The organism is Pseudomonas sp. NFACC04-2, from assembly GCF_900119265.1.
Taxonomy (GTDB): Bacteria; Pseudomonadota; Gammaproteobacteria; order Pseudomonadales; family Pseudomonadaceae; genus Aquipseudomonas; species Aquipseudomonas fluorescens_AA.
In genome coordinates this window covers 1-15,988 of sequence record NZ_FPJC01000029.1, presented here as the reverse complement: position 1 = coordinate 15,988, position 15,988 = coordinate 1, and the positions used below count along the sequence as shown (strand labels likewise).

At 60.8% G+C, this 15,988-nt stretch carries 16 protein-coding genes and 1 pseudogene; 12 read left to right on the top strand and 5 right to left on the bottom strand.

Translation table 11 applies throughout. From position 1 onward, the window contains the following. The first annotated feature begins 5 nt into the window (after positions 1–5). From BT125_RS25915 to BT125_RS25905, 3 genes are read left to right on the top strand one after another with little or no spacing between them, the layout of a single operon-like run. A complete protein-coding gene (locus tag BT125_RS25915; RefSeq protein WP_170866877.1) occupies positions 6–989 on the top strand; it encodes a FecCD family ABC transporter permease in 984 nt (327 codons plus the stop codon). Continuing rightward, positions 989–1,756 carry a heme ABC transporter ATP-binding protein gene (locus BT125_RS25910; RefSeq protein WP_072411731.1) on the top strand — a complete coding sequence of 256 codons (768 nt, stop codon included), beginning with the start codon at positions 989–991 and terminating at the stop codon, positions 1,754–1,756. The genes BT125_RS25915 and BT125_RS25910 overlap by 1 nt, the downstream gene beginning before the upstream one ends. A 22-nt stretch (positions 1,757–1,778) precedes the next feature. Beyond that, a complete protein-coding gene (locus tag BT125_RS25905; protein WP_072411729.1) occupies positions 1,779–2,627 on the top strand; it encodes a ChaN family lipoprotein in 849 nt (282 codons plus the stop codon). A gap of 222 nt (positions 2,628–2,849) precedes the next feature. Here BT125_RS25905 and BT125_RS25900 read toward each other — a convergent pair whose 3' ends face one another. The 3 genes from BT125_RS25900 to BT125_RS25890 form a co-directional block, all read right to left on the bottom strand. Continuing rightward, positions 2,850–3,122 carry a TfoX/Sxy family protein gene (locus BT125_RS25900; protein ID WP_072411727.1) on the bottom strand — a complete coding sequence of 91 codons (273 nt, stop codon included), beginning with the start codon at positions 3,120–3,122 and terminating at the stop codon, positions 2,850–2,852. Between the two features lie 224 nt (positions 3,123–3,346). Continuing rightward, complete coding sequence (locus BT125_RS25895; protein WP_072411725.1) at positions 3,347–3,688, bottom strand: pentapeptide repeat-containing protein; 342 nt, start codon at positions 3,686–3,688, stop codon at positions 3,347–3,349. A 91-nt stretch (positions 3,689–3,779) separates the two neighbouring features. Next, a complete protein-coding gene (locus tag BT125_RS25890; protein WP_072411723.1) occupies positions 3,780–5,336 on the bottom strand; it encodes a bifunctional aminoglycoside phosphotransferase/ATP-binding protein in 1,557 nt (518 codons plus the stop codon). A 119-nt stretch (positions 5,337–5,455) separates the two neighbouring features. Here BT125_RS25890 and mrcB point away from each other — a divergent pair, with 119 nt between their 5' ends. Genes mrcB through BT125_RS25875 form a run of 3 tightly spaced genes read left to right on the top strand, consistent with a single transcriptional unit; the run spans position 5,456 to position 8,839 of the window. Continuing rightward, positions 5,456–7,774: a penicillin-binding protein 1B gene (gene mrcB, locus BT125_RS25885; RefSeq protein WP_072411710.1), complete on the top strand. Its 2,319-nt coding sequence runs from the start codon at positions 5,456–5,458 to the stop codon at positions 7,772–7,774. A 16-nt stretch (positions 7,775–7,790) separates the two neighbouring features. Beyond that, entirely contained in the window at positions 7,791–8,510 is a 720-nt protein-coding gene (locus BT125_RS25880) for a tetratricopeptide repeat protein (RefSeq protein WP_072411709.1), read from the top strand. Then, on the top strand, positions 8,510–8,839 hold the full coding sequence (locus tag BT125_RS25875) for a YqcC family protein (protein ID WP_060740604.1): 330 nt from the start codon (positions 8,510–8,512) through the stop codon (positions 8,837–8,839). The genes BT125_RS25880 and BT125_RS25875 overlap by 1 nt, the downstream gene beginning before the upstream one ends. 6 nt (positions 8,840–8,845) lie before the next feature. On the opposite strand, the gene BT125_RS25870 is transcribed toward BT125_RS25875, so the two are convergent. Then, a complete protein-coding gene (locus BT125_RS25870; protein WP_072411706.1) occupies positions 8,846–9,268 on the bottom strand; it encodes a DUF4124 domain-containing protein in 423 nt (140 codons plus the stop codon). Positions 9,269–9,669: 401 nt separating this feature from the next. Here BT125_RS25870 and BT125_RS25865 point away from each other — a divergent pair, with 401 nt between their 5' ends. The 6 genes from BT125_RS25865 (at position 9,670) to msrQ (ending at position 15,650) form a co-directional block, all read left to right on the top strand. Next, complete coding sequence (locus BT125_RS25865) at positions 9,670–11,394, top strand: acetolactate synthase 3 large subunit (protein WP_060743130.1); 1,725 nt, start codon at positions 9,670–9,672, stop codon at positions 11,392–11,394. Between the two features lie 2 nt (positions 11,395–11,396). Continuing rightward, positions 11,397–11,888 carry an acetolactate synthase small subunit gene (gene ilvN, locus BT125_RS25860; RefSeq protein WP_003205610.1) on the top strand — a complete coding sequence of 164 codons (492 nt, stop codon included), beginning with the start codon at positions 11,397–11,399 and terminating at the stop codon, positions 11,886–11,888. A 45-nt stretch (positions 11,889–11,933) separates the two neighbouring features. Further along, positions 11,934–12,950, top strand: coding sequence for a ketol-acid reductoisomerase (ilvC, locus tag BT125_RS25855; RefSeq protein ID WP_003185459.1), 1,017 nt, complete (start codon positions 11,934–11,936; stop codon positions 12,948–12,950). A 145-nt stretch (positions 12,951–13,095) separates the two neighbouring features. After that, positions 13,096–13,941: a CDP-diacylglycerol--serine O-phosphatidyltransferase gene (gene pssA / locus BT125_RS25850; RefSeq protein ID WP_072411704.1), complete on the top strand. Its 846-nt coding sequence runs from the start codon at positions 13,096–13,098 to the stop codon at positions 13,939–13,941. Positions 13,942–14,016: 75 nt separating this feature from the next. After that, positions 14,017–15,030 (top strand): protein-methionine-sulfoxide reductase catalytic subunit MsrP, encoded by a 1,014-nt coding sequence (gene msrP / locus BT125_RS25845; RefSeq protein WP_072411702.1) that lies wholly within the window; start codon positions 14,017–14,019, stop codon positions 15,028–15,030. Continuing rightward, positions 15,030–15,650 carry a protein-methionine-sulfoxide reductase heme-binding subunit MsrQ gene (gene msrQ / locus BT125_RS25840; RefSeq protein ID WP_072411700.1) on the top strand — a complete coding sequence of 207 codons (621 nt, stop codon included), beginning with the start codon at positions 15,030–15,032 and terminating at the stop codon, positions 15,648–15,650. The genes msrP and msrQ overlap by 1 nt, the downstream gene beginning before the upstream one ends. Before the next feature lie 114 nt (positions 15,651–15,764). Here the strand turns inward: msrQ and BT125_RS29575 are convergent. Continuing rightward, positions 15,765–15,988 (bottom strand): annotated as a pseudogene (locus BT125_RS29575) (hypothetical protein); the annotation flags it as partial.

Sequence of the window (15,988 nt, the reverse complement as noted above, 5' to 3'; positions counted from 1 at the left end):
TGTGTTTGCTGGCGACCTGGCTGTCCCTGGCCCTGGGGCCAGTGAGCCTGCCGCTGCTGGACACCTTGCGCGCCGCTTTGCGCCTGTTGGGCTTGCCGGTGGCCGCCGATGGCCTGGAGCAGGCCGAACTGATCCTCGGCCAGATCCGTTTGCCGCGCACCCTGCTGGGCTTGGCGGTGGGCGGGGTGTTGGCGTTGTCCGGCGTGGCGATGCAGGGGCTGTTCCGTAACCCGCTGGCAGACCCGGGATTGGTGGGCGTGTCCAGCGGTGCGGCGTTGGGTGCAGCCTTCGCCATTGTCGGTGGCTCGGGGCTGGGTGGGTTGCCCGAAGCCTTTGGCCCTTACGTGTTGTCGTTGTGTGCGTTTCTTGGCGGGCTCGGCGTTACGGCACTGGTCTATCGCCTCGGTCGCCGCAATGACCAGACCCATGTCGCGACCATGCTCCTGGCCGGCATTGCCCTGACCGCGCTGTCCGGTTCCGCCGTCGGCCTATTCACCTACCTGGCGGACGACGCGACCTTGCGCACCCTGACGTTCTGGAATCTGGGCAGTCTCAACGGCGCCAGTTACGCGAGGTTATGGCCGCTGTTGCTGGTCAGCGCCGGCGTGGCGCTCTGGCTGCCACGCCGGGCCCGGGCGCTCAATGCGCTGTTGCTGGGCGAGTCCGAGGCAGCCCATTTGGGCGTCAACGTCGAAGCCCTCAAGCGTGAACTGGTTTTTTGCACGGCCCTGGGGGTTGGCGCGGCGGTGGCGGCGGCGGGCATGATCGGTTTCGTCGGGCTGGTGGTGCCGCATCTGGTGCGCCTGGTGGCCGGCCCCGACCACCGTGTGTTGCTGCCCGCTTCAGTGTTGGCGGGGGCAAGCCTGTTGTTGCTCGCCGACTTGGTGGCACGCTTGGCGCTGGCCCCCGCGGAATTGCCGATCGGCATCGTCACGGCCTTCATCGGCGCGCCGTTTTTCCTCTATCTATTGGTACGAGGGCGCGCCTGATGTTGCGAGCACAAGACCTGCACATTCAGCGTGGCCGCAAAACCGTGCTGGCGGACATCGATCTGCTGCTCAACCCCGGCGAAGTGCTCGGCGTGCTAGGGCCCAACGGTGCGGGCAAAAGTACCTTGCTGGCGGGCCTGTGTGGCCAATTGCGGCCGAGCCAGGGGCAGGTCTGGCTCGAAGACCGTCCACTGGCCCAATGGCAGGGTGCCGAGCGCGCCCGTCGCCTGGCGGTCTTGCCGCAGTCCTCGACCCTGGATTTTGCCTTTCGCGTCGAGGAAGTCGTTGGCATGGGGCGCCTGCCGCATCAGAGTGGCCGGTTGCGCGACGAGCAAATCGTCGCCGCGGCGCTGCAAGCGGCAGACGCCGCGCATCTGCACGGCCGCAGTTACCTGGCGTTGTCCGGCGGCGAACGCCAGCGGGTGCATCTGGCACGGGTGTTGGCGCAGTTGTGGCCGGGGGAAGCGGGGCAGACCCTGCTGCTGGACGAGCCGACCTCGATGCTCGATCCGTTGCATCAGCACACCATTCTCCAGGCGGTGCGTGAATTCGCCGGTCGCGGTGCTGCCGTGCTGGTGATCCTGCATGACCTGAACCTGGCGGCGCGTTACTGTGATCGCCTGTTGCTGCTCGCGTCCGGTCGGCCGGTGGCCCTGGACACGCCCCGGCACGTACTGCGCCCGGAACCGCTCAAGGCGGTGTTTGGCCTGGATGTGCTGGTGCAAGACCATCCAGAGCGCGGGCATCCATTGATCATTGCCCGCTGAGGGCGTCCTGGAGGATACGGACGTGCGCCTGCTCCTGATTCTGGCATTGAGTGTACTGACGGCGTGCCAGAGCATCGCTCCGCCCCCGCTCGACGGACGGATCCGTGATTTGCACAACGGCCAGGCCGTGACGCCCCGGGCACTGGTCGAACGCCTGGCGAAGGCGCCTCGGGTGGTGGTGGGGGAGCGGCACGACAATCCTGACCACCACGCGCTGCAGCTATGGCTGCTCCAGGCCTTGGCCGGACAGCGGGCCCAGGGCAGCCTGTTGCTGGAAATGCTCACCCCCTCCCAACAGCCGCGCGTCGATTCGCTCCGCCAACTGCCCGCCTTGCCCAAGGACCTGCCCGACGCGCTGGCCTGGTCCCCCGGCTGGGATTGGAGCCTGTACGGGCCCGTCGTCGAGTTTGCCCTGGCGCAACGCTATCCGTTGCTGGCCGCCAATCTGGACGCCGCCGAGATCCAGCGTTTCTATCGGCATGCGCCCAGCTTGATGGGCGCTCGCGCCAATGCCGCCACGGTGAAGGACGCGTTGTTGGGACAGATCCGTGAATCTCACTGCGGTTTGCTGCCGGAATCGCAAATGCCGCCGATGCTGGCCGTGCAGCAACAGCGTGACCGGCGCATGGCCGAACGCCTGCTGCAAGCGCCGACACCGGCATTGTTGTTCGCAGGCGCCTGGCATGGGCGAAAAGATGTCGGCGTGCCGCTGCACGCGTTGGACCTTGGCGCCAGCGAGGCACCGATCGTCCTGATGTTGGCCGAGGAGGGTAGTGACGTGACGTCGGCCATGGCGGACTACGTGTGGTATACCCCGGCCATGCCGCCCCAGGATTATTGTGCGCAGATGCGCGAACACGTCGGTAAGTGATATCGCAGGCAAAAAAAGACCCGGCAAGAGCCGGGTCAAATAACCGTGATTAGCCTGATGAGGAGATATCTGAGAGTCCGAACCAAGGGCTGTTCAAATATCGACCAGTCTCGCGACTGGATGTGGTAATCATAGCGATTCTCATTACCATGTCAAACATTGTTTTTGCGATTCGTCGAAATAACCTCGCGGCCAGGGTTCGCACTGGAAACGAAAGGGGTATCAGACTTTGTGACGCGTCGAAATGGCGTCCAGTTGTTTATTCAGGGCTTCCTTGCGTTCAGCGGGAATGTCGTTCCAATGCACATCCATCAACGCCCCCTCGATGGCGTACAGCAACACTTTGGACGCCCGGAAGCCGCGCGTGCGCACGGCGCGATAGGCGTCCACCGCCCCGAGCCGGCGTAGATCAGAAGCGCTGTGGATACCCACGGCGTGCAGCCACTGGGCCGATGTCTTGCCCAGATTCTTCAGGTGTTGCAGTTCATCATTCATCGAGCCTCCTTGCGACGGCCGACTGGTGCGGTGGGCAAGCTTCTGAGCAGTGTAGCGGTCAGTAGGAAAAGCGTGATTCTTTGGTGGGATTAGATGCAAAAGCTTCTAATGCATTACGCACGATGAGGAGGGAAAAAGGCTGCATTCTCCAGCGCAAGCGGGGGCGCTGGAGGTCTGTTCGGTCGTGGCAGGTCCGCGCGTTGGCCGGCGCGGTTCAGGCACCGTCAGCGGGTGCGGTAGCGCAGCCGGGTGCCGAAGTTCATCGACATCAAGATTTCATCCGCAGACAGCTCGGGCGGAAAGTAGGCGCCGGATATCTGCGCATGGGCCAGGCTCGCGCCCTCTAGTGACGACTTGCGAAAATCGATGCCGCGTAAATCGGCGGAGCGGAAGTAGGCGTCGCTGAAGTCAACGTCGTCCGCGTTCAGTTCCCGCAGATCAAGCCCTCGAAAATCGCCGCCGCGCATGTCGACCGGACCTTGTGGGCGTTCGCTGTTGAATCCGGCGATATCATCTTTGCGCAGCAAGGCATAAAGCGGGGTAGTGAGAAGTTTGGGAAGGCTCATTTCATATCACCTGTTGGTTTTATGACGCCAGTATAGTGCCACTATTTGACGGCCGTGAAGCCGGGCATCGCTTCACGGCCGAAATAGTGATCTACAGGCCTGGCAGGCGCTGGCGGATCTGCGCGACCACGACGTCGAGCGTACCGCTTTCGTTGGTTTGGACCCGTTTGCTGCAGAGAATTTCCGCCGGGGTGAGGGCTTCACGGCTGGACTGTTGTGCGGCGATGACTGCCAGATTCGCATCGGAGGGGTCTTGTTGGTCGGCTTGGCGCTGTGCCAGCCGGCTTTCGATGACCGCTTGCGGCGCGTCGCAGTCGAGGATCAGGAACGGAGCGCCGGTGGCCTCGGCAACTTTTGCCGCAGCGTCGCGCTGATCGTATTTGAGGTAGGTGGCATCGATCACTACTGGGAATCCGGCGCGCAGGATCGCCGCGGCGACTTCATGCAGGCGGGCGTAGGTGGCGCTGCTGGCGTCGCTGCCATAGATGCCGGCTTGTGGATCGTTGGGCACCTGTTGCTGGCCGAACAGGCGTTTGCGCTCCACGTCCGAGCGCAGGCGAATGGCGCCCAGTGCCTCTACCAGGCGCATCGCGACATGGCTTTTGCCAACGGCCGAAACACCGTGGGTGATGGCCAGGAAAGGCGAAGGAATGGTGCTGTAGCTTTCGGCCAGGTTGGCGTAGTTGCGGTACTGGCGCAGGGTGGTGGCGCGCTGCACCGGATCGGCTTCGGCCGGCATGCTGAACAGCGCGACTTTTGCCCGGACGAGGGCGCGGTAGGCTTTATAGAAGTTCAGCAGCTCCAGGCCCTGGTAGTCGCCGGTCAGTTCCAGGTACTGGCTGACGAAGCGCCGCGCCAGGGACTTGAGACCACGGTCCTCAAGGTCCATCGCCAGGAAGCCGGTGTCGGCGTAGACGTCGGTGAAACGGAACGGTTCGTTGAATTCGATGCAGTCGAAAATCACCACCTTGCCGTCGATCAAGGTAGCGTTGCCCAGGTGGATATCACCGTGGCATTCGCGGATGAAGCCTTCGGTCTTGCGCTGGGCGAGCAGCGGCTTGAGTCGTTCGAAACTGCTTTCGGCCCAGGCTTGCAACGCTTCGAGTTGCAGCAGGTCGGCCTTGTCGTTGAGGAACGGACGGATCTGCTCGAAGTTCTGCAGCACCGGCGCCATCACGCTTTGCGGAGTGCCGGCGGCGTTTTCGGCTGGCACCTTGGGCGTGGAGAGGTGGAACCGGGCGATCTGGGCGGCCATCTCGTCGATGTGCGCGGTGGTCAGTTCGCCGTTGGCTTGCAAAGTGCTGAGCAATTGGCTTTGTGGGAACTGACGCATCTTCAGGGCGTATTCGATGGCCGGACCGTCGCCACCCAGTTGTGGCGCTTCGACGCTACCGGTAATCGGCAGGACGTCCAGGTACAGGTCTTGGGTCAGGCGCTGGTTCAAGCGCAACTCTTCGCCGCAGAAATGCTGGCGCGCCTCAAGGCTCGTGAAGTCGAGGAAACCGAAGTTGACCGGCTTTTTGAATTTGTAGGCGTATGGCCCGGTGAGCAATACCCAGGAAATGTGGGTTTCGATGACCTGGAACGCTTCGACGGGATGCGGGTAGAGGGCCGGGTTTTGCAGGGCGGCGATCAGGGATTGGCTCACGGGCGGTCCTTCAGAGTCTGGGAGAATTCAAGGCCGTCATTATGGCGGCAAGCCGCGCTAACGCAAACCGCGTGGCGGGCTCATGTTGAACCGCGGCAAAGTGCGTATAATCCGCCGCCATGACTCGTACCCGATCCCCCCGTACCCCCAAGAAACCACCCGCCAGCCGCCTGCGGCCCTGGCTGGGCTGGGCCCTTAAACTCAGCCTGGTGGGCCTCGTCGTGCTCGCCGGTTTTGCGGTCTATCTCGATGCCGTGGTCCAGGAGAAATTCTCCGGCAAGCGTTGGACCATCCCGGCCAAGGTCTATGCCCGGCCGTTGGAGCTGTTCGTCGGACAAAAGCTGAGCAAGGACGACTTCCTGACCGAACTCGATGCCTTGGGTTATCGCCGTGAAAGCGTGGCCAATGGTCCGGGTGCGGCCTCGGTCAATGGCAATACCATCGACCTCAACACCCGTGGTTTCCAGTTCTATGAAGGCATGGAACAGGCGCAACCGGTGCGGGTGCGTTTTTCCGGTGACTATGTGGCCGCGCTGACCGGCGCCAACAATGCCAGCTTGTCGGTAGTGCGTCTTGAGCCGCTGCTCATTGGTGGCCTGTATCCCAAGAACCTTGAGGATCGGATTCTGATCAAGATCGATCAGGTGCCGCCGTTCCTGCTTGATACGCTGATCGCCGTTGAAGACCGCGACTTCTATCATCACTTTGGCGTCTCGCCCAAGTCGATTGCTCGGGCTGTCTGGGTCAACACGTCCTCGGGTCATATGCGCCAGGGCGGCAGTACCCTGACCCAACAGTTGGTCAAGAACTTCTACCTGACCAACGAGCGCAGCCTGACTCGCAAGCTCACCGAAGCCATGATGGCGCTGTTGCTAGAGCTGCACTACGACAAGCAGGAGATTCTGGAGGCGTACCTCAACGAGGTCTTCGTCGGCCAGGACGGTCAACGGGCGGTGCACGGTTTCGGCCTTGCCAGCCAGTTTTTCTTCAGCCAGCCGCTGTCCGAGCTCAAGCTGCATCAGGTGGCGTTGCTGGTGGGCATGGTCAAGGGACCGTCTTCCTACAACCCGCGTCGCAATCCGGAACGTGCCCTCGAGCGGCGCAACCTGGTGCTCGACCTGCTGCAACAACAAGGTGTGGCGACGGCCGAGCAAGTTGAAGCCGCGAAAAAGATGCCGTTGGGCGTGACCAAGCGTGGCAGCCTGGCGGACAGTTCGTTCCCCGGCTTCATGGACCTGGTCAAGCGTCAGCTACGGGAAGACTACCGCGACGAAGACTTGACCGAAGAAGGCCTGCGCATCTTTACCAGTTTCGACCCGATCCTGCAGATGAAGGCCGAAGCCTCGGTCGAGGACACCTTCAAACGGCTGGGCGGACGCAAGGGCGCCGACGAAGTCGAAGCGGCCATGGTGGTGACCAACCCGGAAACCGGCGAGGTCCAAGCCATGATCGGCAGCCGCCAGGCCAGTTTCGCCGGCTTCAACCGAGCCCTGGATGCGGTGCGTCCGATTGGCTCGCTGATCAAGCCGGCGGTGTACCTCACTGCCTTGGAGAAACCGAGCCAGTACACGCTGACCAGTTGGCTATCGGACGAGACGTTCTCGGTCAAGGGCGCGGATGGCCAGGTCTGGAAACCGCAGAACTATGATCGTCGTTCCCACGGCACGGTGTTCCTGTATCAGGGGTTGGCGCATTCCTACAACCTGTCGACGGCTCGCCTCGGGCTGGAAGTCGGCGTGCCGAATGTCCTCAAGACCCTGGCACGGCTTGGGGTGAGCCGCGAGTTCCCGGCCTTCCCATCGATGTTGCTGGGGGCTGGCGGCCTGACGCCGATCGAGGTGGCCGCCATGTACCAGACGCTGGCCAACGGCGGCTTCAATACGCCGATGCGCGGAATCCGCAGCGTGCTGACGGCTGATGGCGAGCCGCTCAAGCGTTATCCGTTCCAGATCCAGCAGCGCTTCGATCCGGCTTCCATTTATCTGATCCAGAGCGCGATGCAACGGGTCATGCGTGAAGGTACCGGCAGTTCGGTTTATAACGTGTTGCCCAGGACCCTGACCCTGGCGGGCAAGACCGGTACCAGTAACGACTCGCGCGACAGCTGGTTCGCCGGTTTCAGCCAGGACTTGTTGGCAGTGGTCTGGCTCGGACGCGATGACAACGGCAAGACCCCGTTCACCGGCGCCACTGGCGCGTTGCAGGTCTGGACCAGTTTCATGCGCAAGGCCGACCCCCTGCCGTTGGACATGCCGCAACCGGACAACATCGTCCAGGCCTGGGTCGATTCGCGTACTGGCCAAGGCTCCGACGCCAATTGCCCGGGCGCCGTACAGATGCCGTATATTCGCGGCAGCGAACCGCCACCCGGTGCAGCCTGTGGCGGCACGAATCCCGCCGAATCGGTGATGGATTGGGTCAAGGACTGGATGAATTAAGCAAAGAGGGTTTCAAGTGAACAAGTGGTTGATTCCAGCGATAACGGCCGTGGCTTTGCTCAGTGGTTGCTCTACTGTACAACGCGGTTCGATTCCGGTCGTTGACTCTGGCACGGCTGTGTCCAACAGCGAGCGGGTTTCGGCCAGCGGCGGTTTCCGTCAAACGACGGTGAAGCGGCCGACGCAGGGCCAGGTCCAGGCCATCCCGCAGGGTGACACCGGTGTCGTCGTGATGGTGCCCGGCGGTGGTGCGACAACCTCGGCTCCGATCAGCAGCACGCCGATCACGCCGGGCCCGATCACGCCAGGGCCTATCGAAACTTCGCCGATCGATCAGGGCAGCTACAGCATGCCTTCGACGCCGAGCAGCGTCCCCTCGGCAAGTTCCGGTGGTTTGTCCGCCGATGAACAACTGGACGGCCCGGTGCTGGCCCTGCTGACCACGGCGCAACAGCAACAGGCCGGCGGTGACCTCAACGGTGCGTCTTCCAGCTTGGAGCGCGCCCAGCGTGTAGCGCCGCGCGAACCCCAGGTGCTTTATCGCCTGGCCCAGGTGCGCATGGCCCAAGGCGATGCGCCGCAAGCCGAGCAACTGGCCCGCCGTGGCCTGACATTCTCCAATGGTCGCCCGGCACTTCAGGCCAGCCTGTGGGAATTGATCGCCCAGGCCCGTGAGAAACAAGGCGACTCCGCTGGCGCGGCGTTGGCCCGTCAAAAGGCCAAGGTTTCGCTCTGATGGATACGCGCTTTCCCCAAATCGCCGATCAGTTGCTGCTGATCGAGCGGGAGCTGCGGGTCCAGGGCTGGTGGAGCGAGGTATCGCCTTCGGCCGAGGCGCTGGCCAGTGTGGAGCCGTTCGCGGTCGATACCCTGGATTTCGAGCAGTGGCTGCAATGGATTTTCCTGCCCAGAATGAAAGCCATCCTGGAAAACGACCTGCCGCTGCCCAACGCCTCGGGCATCCTGGCCATGGCCGAGATGGTCTATGCCCAGCGACCCGGGCAGGGCGTGGGATTGCAGCGGCTGTTGGCGCAGTTCGATCAGATGATCAGCAACGTCGGCTGACCGACGTTACTGGCAGTGCTCATCGATCTGCTTGCGGGTTTCCTCGATGCGCTGGCGCCGCTCTTCGTCATTGAGGCGGCGCATTTCCCCTTCTACGTCTTCACGTACCCGCGGATTGTTCTGCAACTGCGCCAGGTTGGTCCTGGCCTGCTCGCAAAATGCCTTGAGCTGGGCTTCCTGCTCGGCAATCTGTTTCTTGACCTCTTTATCGATCGCCTTCTGGTCGCCAATGACGCCGCCGGAAGGAGGTGCGGGCGGCTTGGCGACAGATGGCGAGGACTTGATCACGGTCGTGGCCTCTGCGTCCTGGGGTGGCTGGGATCCGAAGTGGGTGACACCTTGGGCATCCACCCATCTGTAGACCTGAGCGGCCATGCCTATCGGGCTCAGGCCAACCAGCAGGCTGGCCGTCAAGAAGATCATTCGCATGCTGTTTCCTTGTCTTGGGTTGCGCAATTGAAGCTAACACAGTTGCCGTTTAAGGGTTTTTTCTTGCGTTCTCATGCGCTTACTTCGAATAAAGCACATAGACGACTTGACTTGAAGGAGGCGAAACAGAAGAATCCAAAGTCCGCTGTAGAGGGACTGCCAGAAGCAGACCCACTCGGCAGATCATGAGGCGCACATCCGCGCCGACCTGTTACACCCGCAACGCGTTACCTCGCGCTGGGTGGGAAAGGCCCGCAACACTTGGGACGATCCCAATACTTGCTCAGTCAGTGCTGACGTAGTCGGCGACCACCGTCGCTCATGCTCTGCCGAGAAGTAAACCTATTAAGACCCGTCCCCTTTTCGTGGGTCGGTATTCTGGCGTTTTAGAGGTGAACAACGTGGAGCTTTTATCTGGCGGTGAGATGCTCGTCCGCTTTTTGCGTGACGAAGGCGTCAAATATATCTACGGGTACCCCGGTGGTGCTCTTCTTCATGTCTACGATGCCCTGTTCAAAGAACCGGAAGTGACCCACATCCTGGTTCGTCACGAACAGGCGGCCACCCATATGGCTGATGGTTATGCCCGTGCTACCGGCAAGGCCGGCGTGGTCCTGGTGACTTCCGGCCCTGGCGCCACGAACGCCATCACCGGTATCGCCACCGCGTACATGGACTCCATCCCGATGGTGATCATCTCCGGCCAGGTGCCCAGCACCATGGTGGGCACCGATGCGTTCCAGGAAACCGACATGATCGGTATCTCCCGGCCGATCGTGAAGCACAGCTTCATGATCAAGCACGCGTCGGAAATCCCGGAAGTCATGAAGAAGGCTTTCTACCTGGCTGAATCCGGTCGTCCAGGCCCGGTCGTGGTCGATGTCCCGAAAGACATGACCAACCCGGCCGAGAAGTTCGAATACATCTTCCCGAAAAAAGCCAAGCTGCGTTCCTACAGCCCGGCGGTCCGTGGTCACTCCGGGCAGATCCGCAAGGCAGCCGAAATGCTGCTGGCGGCCAAGCGCCCTGTGTTGTACTCCGGTGGCGGCGTGATCCTCGGCGGTGGCTCGGCGCCGCTGACCGAACTGGCAAAAATGCTCAACCTGCCGGTCACCAATACGCTGATGGGCCTGGGCGCGTTCCCTGGCACGGACCGTCAGTTCATCGGCATGCTCGGCATGCACGGCAGCTACACCGCCAACCTGGCGATGCACCACGCCGATGTGATCCTGGCGGTCGGCGCGCGTTTCGACGACCGTGTGATCAACGGCCCGGCGAAGTTCTGCCCGAACGCCAAGATCATCCATATCGACATCGACCCGGCGTCCATCTCCAAGACCATCAAGGCAGACGTGCCAATTGTCGGTCCTGTCGAGAGCGTGCTGACCGAAATGGTCGCCATTCTCAAGGAAATCGGCGAGGTTCCGAACAAGGAGTCCGTGGCCAGCTGGTGGAAGCAGGTCGATGAATGGCGCGGCGATCGCGGCCTGTTCCCTTATGACAAGGGCGACGGCAGTGTGATCAAGCCGCAGACCGTGATCGAAACCCTGTGCGAAGTGACCAAGGGCGATGCCTTTGTGACCTCCGACGTGGGGCAGCACCAGATGTTCGCCGCGCAGTACTACAAGTTCGACAAACCCAACCGCTGGATCAACTCCGGTGGCCTGGGCACCATGGGCTTCGGTTTCCCGGCGGCCATGGGTATCAAGTTGAGCTTCCCGGATGCCGACGTCGCCTGCGTCACTGGCGAGGGCAGCATCCAGATGAACATCCAGGAGCTGTCCACCTGCCTGCAGTACGGTTTGCCGGTGAAGATCGTGATCCTGAACAACGGTGTGTTGGGGATGGTTCGCCAGTGGCAGGACATGAGCTACGGCAGCCGTCACTCGCACTCCTACATGGAATCGCTGCCTGATTTCGTCAAGCTGGCGGAGGCCTACGGTCACGTTGGCGTGCGCATCACCGAATCGAAGGATTTGAAGTCGAAGATGGAGGAAGCGTTCGCCATGAAGGATCGCCTGGTGGTGATCGATATTGCGGTCGACACCAGCGAGCACGTCTACCCGATGCAGATCAAAGACGGCTCCATGCGCGATATGTGGCTGAGCAAGACGGAGCGTACCTAATCATGCGACACATTATTTCCTTGCTTCTGGAAAACGAACCGGGTGCGCTGTCTCGTGTTGTAGGCCTGTTCTCGCAGCGCAACTACAACATTGAAAGCCTGACCGTGGCGCCAACCGAAGACCCGACCCTGTCGCGTCTGACGCTGACCACCGTGGGGCACGATGAAATCATCGAGCAGATCACCAAGAACCTGAACAAGCTGATCGAGGTGGTCAAGCTGGTGGACCTGTCGGAAAGCGCTCACATCGAGCGTGAACTGATGCTGGTCAAGGTCAAGGCCACCGGTGCCCAGCGCGCCGAGATCAAACGTACTACCGATATTTATCGGGGGCAGATCGTCGATGTCAGCGCCAGCGTCTATACCGTTCAGTTGACCGGTACCAGCGACAAGCTCGACAGCTTCATCCAATCGATCGGCACTGCCTCGATTCTGGAAACCGTACGCAGTGGCGTCACCGGGATTGCCCGTGGCGACAAAGTACTGAGCATCTAAACCAAATTAGCGAATGGCCTGAATGGCCGGATATAGGGGAAATTCATGAAAGTTTTCTACGATAAAGACTGCGACCTGTCGATCATCCAGGGCAAGAAAGTCGCCATCATCGGCTACGGCTCCCAAGGTCACGCCCAGGCGTGCAACCTGAAAGATTCCGGCGTTGACGTGACCGTCGGCCTGCGTAAAGGCTCGGCCACCGTTGCCAAGGCCGAGGCCCACGGCCTGAAAGTGACCGACGTGGCTTCTGCCGTTGCCGCAGCCGACCTGGTCATGATCCTGACCCCGGACGAGTTCCAATCGGCGCTGTACAAGAACGAAATCGAGCCGAACATCAAGAAAGGCGCCACCCTGGCCTTCTCCCACGGCTTCGCGATCCACTACAACCAGGTTGTGCCACGCGCCGACCTCGACGTGATCATGATCGCGCCGAAGGCCCCGGGTCACACCGTGCGTTCCGAGTTCGTGAAGGGCGGCGGTATCCCTGACCTGATCGCGATCTACCAGGATGCGTCCGGCAACGCCAAGAACGTGGCCCTGTCCTACGCTGCTGGCGTGGGTGGCGGTCGTACCGGCATTATCGAAACCACTTTCAAGGACGAGACCGAAACCGACCTGTTCGGCGAGCAGGCCGTTCTGTGTGGCGGTACCGTCGAGCTGGTCAAGGCCGGTTTCGAAACTCTGGTTGAAGCCGGCTACGCGCCAGAAATGGCCTATTTCGAGTGCCTGCACGAACTGAAGCTGATCGTTGACCTCATGTACGAAGGCGGTATCGCCAACATGAACTACTCGATCTCCAACAACGCCGAATACGGCGAGTACGTGACCGGTCCGGAAGTCATCAACGCCGAGTCCCGCCAGGCCATGCGCAACGCCCTGAAACGTATTCAGGACGGCGAGTACGCCAAGATGTTCATCAGCGAAGGCGCCACCGGCTATCCTTCGATGACCGCCAAGCGTCGCAACAACGCCGCCCACGGTATCGAAATCATCGGCGAGCAACTGCGTTCGATGATGCCGTGGATCGGTGCCAACAAGATCGTCGACAAAGCGAAGAACTAAGTCGCGAACTTGAGTCGAAAAACGCGGCCTTGGCCGCGTTTTTTCGTTTGGGCGATGGCTTCTGGTATAAAGCTGCATCGTTTGCGGCCGAACCGTCGTCCCAGACACCTGTCGAATTTTTTCACACCGTTGCAAGGTATTGCCCATGAACGAACGTCCCGACGAGCCAAACCAGGCTCCTGACGCCGAAAGCCTGTTGCCCATCGATGAGCACGTCGAAGAAGGCCATGACGCTGAAGGCCGTAAGGTCCGGCATCGTGGCATCTATCTGCTGCCGAATCTGTTCACCACCGCGAACCTGTTCGCCGGTTTCTATTCCATTATCAACTCCATGAGTGCCCAGGCTGCCTTGAGTGCCGGTGATAGCGCAGGGGCGAGCCGTTACTTCGCCTTCGCCGCCATTGCCATCTTCGTCGCCATGGTGCTCGATGGCCTGGACGGGCGCGTCGCCCGCATGACCAATACCCAGAGCGCGTTCGGCGCCGAGTACGATTCACTGTCCGACATGGTCGCCTTTGGCGTGGCTCCCGCCTTGCTGGCGTTCGGTTGGGCGCTGGGGGACATGGGCAAGGTCGGCTGGATGGTTGCCTTCATCTATGTGGCGGGAGCGGCGTTGCGCCTGGCTCGTTTCAATACCCAGGTCGGCAAGGCTGACAAGCGTTACTTCATCGGCCTGGCCAGTCCGGCCGCGGCGGGTGTCGTGGCCGGTGTGGTCTGGGCATTCAGCGACTACGGCATCCAGGGTTCAAAAATGTCGTTCCTGGTGGCGCTGCTGGTTGCCGCGGCCGGGATGCTGATGGTCAGCAACATCAAGTACAACAGCTTCAAGGAACTGGATCTGAAGGGGCGTGTGCCATTCGTTGCGATTTTGGCAGTGGTGCTGGTATTCGCGGTGGTGTTCAGTGATCCGCCGCGTATCCTGCTGCTGGTATTCCTCGCCTATGCCGCTTCCGGCCCGGTGCAATATTTGTTGCGTCTTCGCCGACGCTAAACGTTGCCTTAATGTAATTTCCCCCATACTCCGCAGTCTATTGGTGCATCTGCCCTCCAATACTGCGGAGTTGTCATGCTGATCAAGATCCCCAAGTCGTCCGAATGCCGTGAATCGGACGTCACGCCCGAATCCCTCTATCTATCCCGTCGTCAAATGCTCGGTGCAACCATGGCGGGTCTCGCCGTGAGCAGCTTGCCGCGATGGGCCGGCGCTGCCGAAGCGGCGCGTTATGCCGAGGTCGAGCCGGGCAAGGCGCCGTCCTGGTTTGCCGAGAAATTGCCCTCCATCCAGTGGGAGGCGGTCACGGTCAAGAACGAGCCCATCACACCGTTCAAAGATGCGACCCATTACAACAACTTCTATGAGTTCGGGACCGATAAGGGGGATCCGGCAGCCAATGCCGGCTCCTTGAAGACGGAACCCTGGAGCGTGGTGGTGGACGGGGAGGTGGGTAAGCCGGGGCGCTATGGGTTGGAAGACTTCATGAAGCCTTATCAGCTGGAGGAGCGGATTTATCGACTGCGCTGTGTCGAGGCCTGGTCGATGGTCATTCCGTGGATCGGTTTTCCCATCTCGGCATTGCTCAAGCAGGTCGAACCGACCTCCAAGGCCAAGTACATCCGCTTCGAAACCTTGCAGGACCCCAAGGTCATGCCGGGGCAGCGTTCTGGCTTCGCCTTGATCGACTGGCCGTATGTGGAAGGCTTGCGATTGGATGAGGCGATGAACCCGTTGGCCATCCTCGCGGTTGGGATGTACGGGCGGGAGTTGCCGAATCAGAACGGCGCGCCGCTGCGCTTGGTGGTCCCGTGGAAGTACGGTTTCAAAAGTGTGAAGTCCATCGTGCGCATCAGCTTGGTGAGCGAGCAGCCAAAGACCACCTGGCAGAGCATTGCGTCTGACGAGTACGGCTTTTATGCCAACGTCAATCCAACGGTCGATCATCCGCGCTGGACCCAGGCACGTGAACGTCGTTTGCCGAGCGGGCTGTTCAGTCCCAATGTACGGGATACGCTGATGTTCAACGGCTATCAGGATGAAGTTGCTTCTTTATATGCAGGGATGGACCTGAGGAAGGACTACTGATGCGTTTTCCAGTCTGGCGAATGAGCGTCTTCATCGCCGCGGCAGTCTGGCCGTTGCTCTGGCTTTACGAGGCCTTGATGAATGCGTTGGGCCCTGACCCGGGCAAAGTGCTGGTGGATCGGCTCGGGTTGGGGACGCTGATTTTGCTGTTGATCACCTTGAGCATGACGCCGTTGCAAAAAATGACGGGGTGGGCGGGGTGGATTGCGGTCCGGCGCCAGTTGGGGTTGTGGTGCTTTGCTTATGTGGTGCTGCATTTAAGCGGGTATGCGGCGTTCATACTGGGGTTCGACTGGTCGCAGTTGGGCGTCGAGTTGAGCAAGCGGCCTTACATTATTGTTGGGGCGCTTGGGTTTCTCGGCTTGTTGGCGCTGGCCGTCACTTCCAATCGCTACAGCCAGCGGCGGCTTGGCGTGCGCTGGAAGAAATTGCATCGCTTGGTGTATCTGATTCTGGGGCTTGGGCTGCTGCATATGTTGTGGATCGTGCGGGCTGATTTGAAGGAGTGGTCGATATACGCCTTTACTGGGGCCGTACTGTTGATGCTGAGAGTCCCGCCGGTTATGCGTCGGATCCCGCGTTTGCTGGGTAGGAAGGTCTCTTCTGCAACAAAAGCGTAATTAAGGGTTGACGGCAGATTCTGGAAGTCTATAATTCGCCCCACTTCCGGCGCAGTCGAAACGGAAAACTCCTTGAGATTCAACGAGTTAAGTAGGTTTCGAAGGTGCAGGGCTTCAGTTCATCGAAGTCCGGAAGGAGCAGGTAGAGCGGTGTTGTTTGGCTTTATCGGCGGTTCGATCTTCTCGGTCGAAAGCGGTGAAAAAGAGGTGTTGACAGCAGCGAGTAACGCTGTAGAATTCGCCTCCCGCTAACGAGAGATCGGAAGCGCAAGTGGTTGAAGTTGTTAAGGTTTCCGAAGCGAAGCTTTGAAAATTTCTGAAAATAACCGCTTGACAGA

What these genes read in the sequence shown, in the direction of transcription:
- ilvC (WP_003185459.1), top strand. Translation starts at nt 11,934, where the DNA reads ATGAAAGTTTTCTACGATAAAGACTGCGACCTGTCGATCATCCAGGGC.
- BT125_RS25870 (WP_072411706.1), bottom strand. Translation starts at nt 9,268, where the DNA reads ATGCGAATGATCTTCTTGACGGCCAGCCTGCTGGTTGGCCTGAGCCCG.
- BT125_RS25910 (WP_072411731.1), top strand. Translation starts at nt 989, where the DNA reads ATGTTGCGAGCACAAGACCTGCACATTCAGCGTGGCCGCAAAACCGTG.
- msrP (WP_072411702.1), top strand. Translation starts at nt 14,017, where the DNA reads ATGCTGATCAAGATCCCCAAGTCGTCCGAATGCCGTGAATCGGACGTC.
- pssA (WP_072411704.1), top strand. Translation starts at nt 13,096, where the DNA reads ATGAACGAACGTCCCGACGAGCCAAACCAGGCTCCTGACGCCGAAAGC.
- BT125_RS25875 (WP_060740604.1), top strand. Translation starts at nt 8,510, where the DNA reads ATGGATACGCGCTTTCCCCAAATCGCCGATCAGTTGCTGCTGATCGAG.
- msrQ (WP_072411700.1), top strand. Translation starts at nt 15,030, where the DNA reads ATGCGTTTTCCAGTCTGGCGAATGAGCGTCTTCATCGCCGCGGCAGTC.
- ilvN (WP_003205610.1), top strand. Translation starts at nt 11,397, where the DNA reads ATGCGACACATTATTTCCTTGCTTCTGGAAAACGAACCGGGTGCGCTG.
- BT125_RS25895 (WP_072411725.1), bottom strand. Translation starts at nt 3,688, where the DNA reads ATGAGCCTTCCCAAACTTCTCACTACCCCGCTTTATGCCTTGCTGCGC.
- mrcB (WP_072411710.1), top strand. Translation starts at nt 5,456, where the DNA reads ATGACTCGTACCCGATCCCCCCGTACCCCCAAGAAACCACCCGCCAGC.
- BT125_RS25900 (WP_072411727.1), bottom strand. Translation starts at nt 3,122, where the DNA reads ATGAATGATGAACTGCAACACCTGAAGAATCTGGGCAAGACATCGGCC.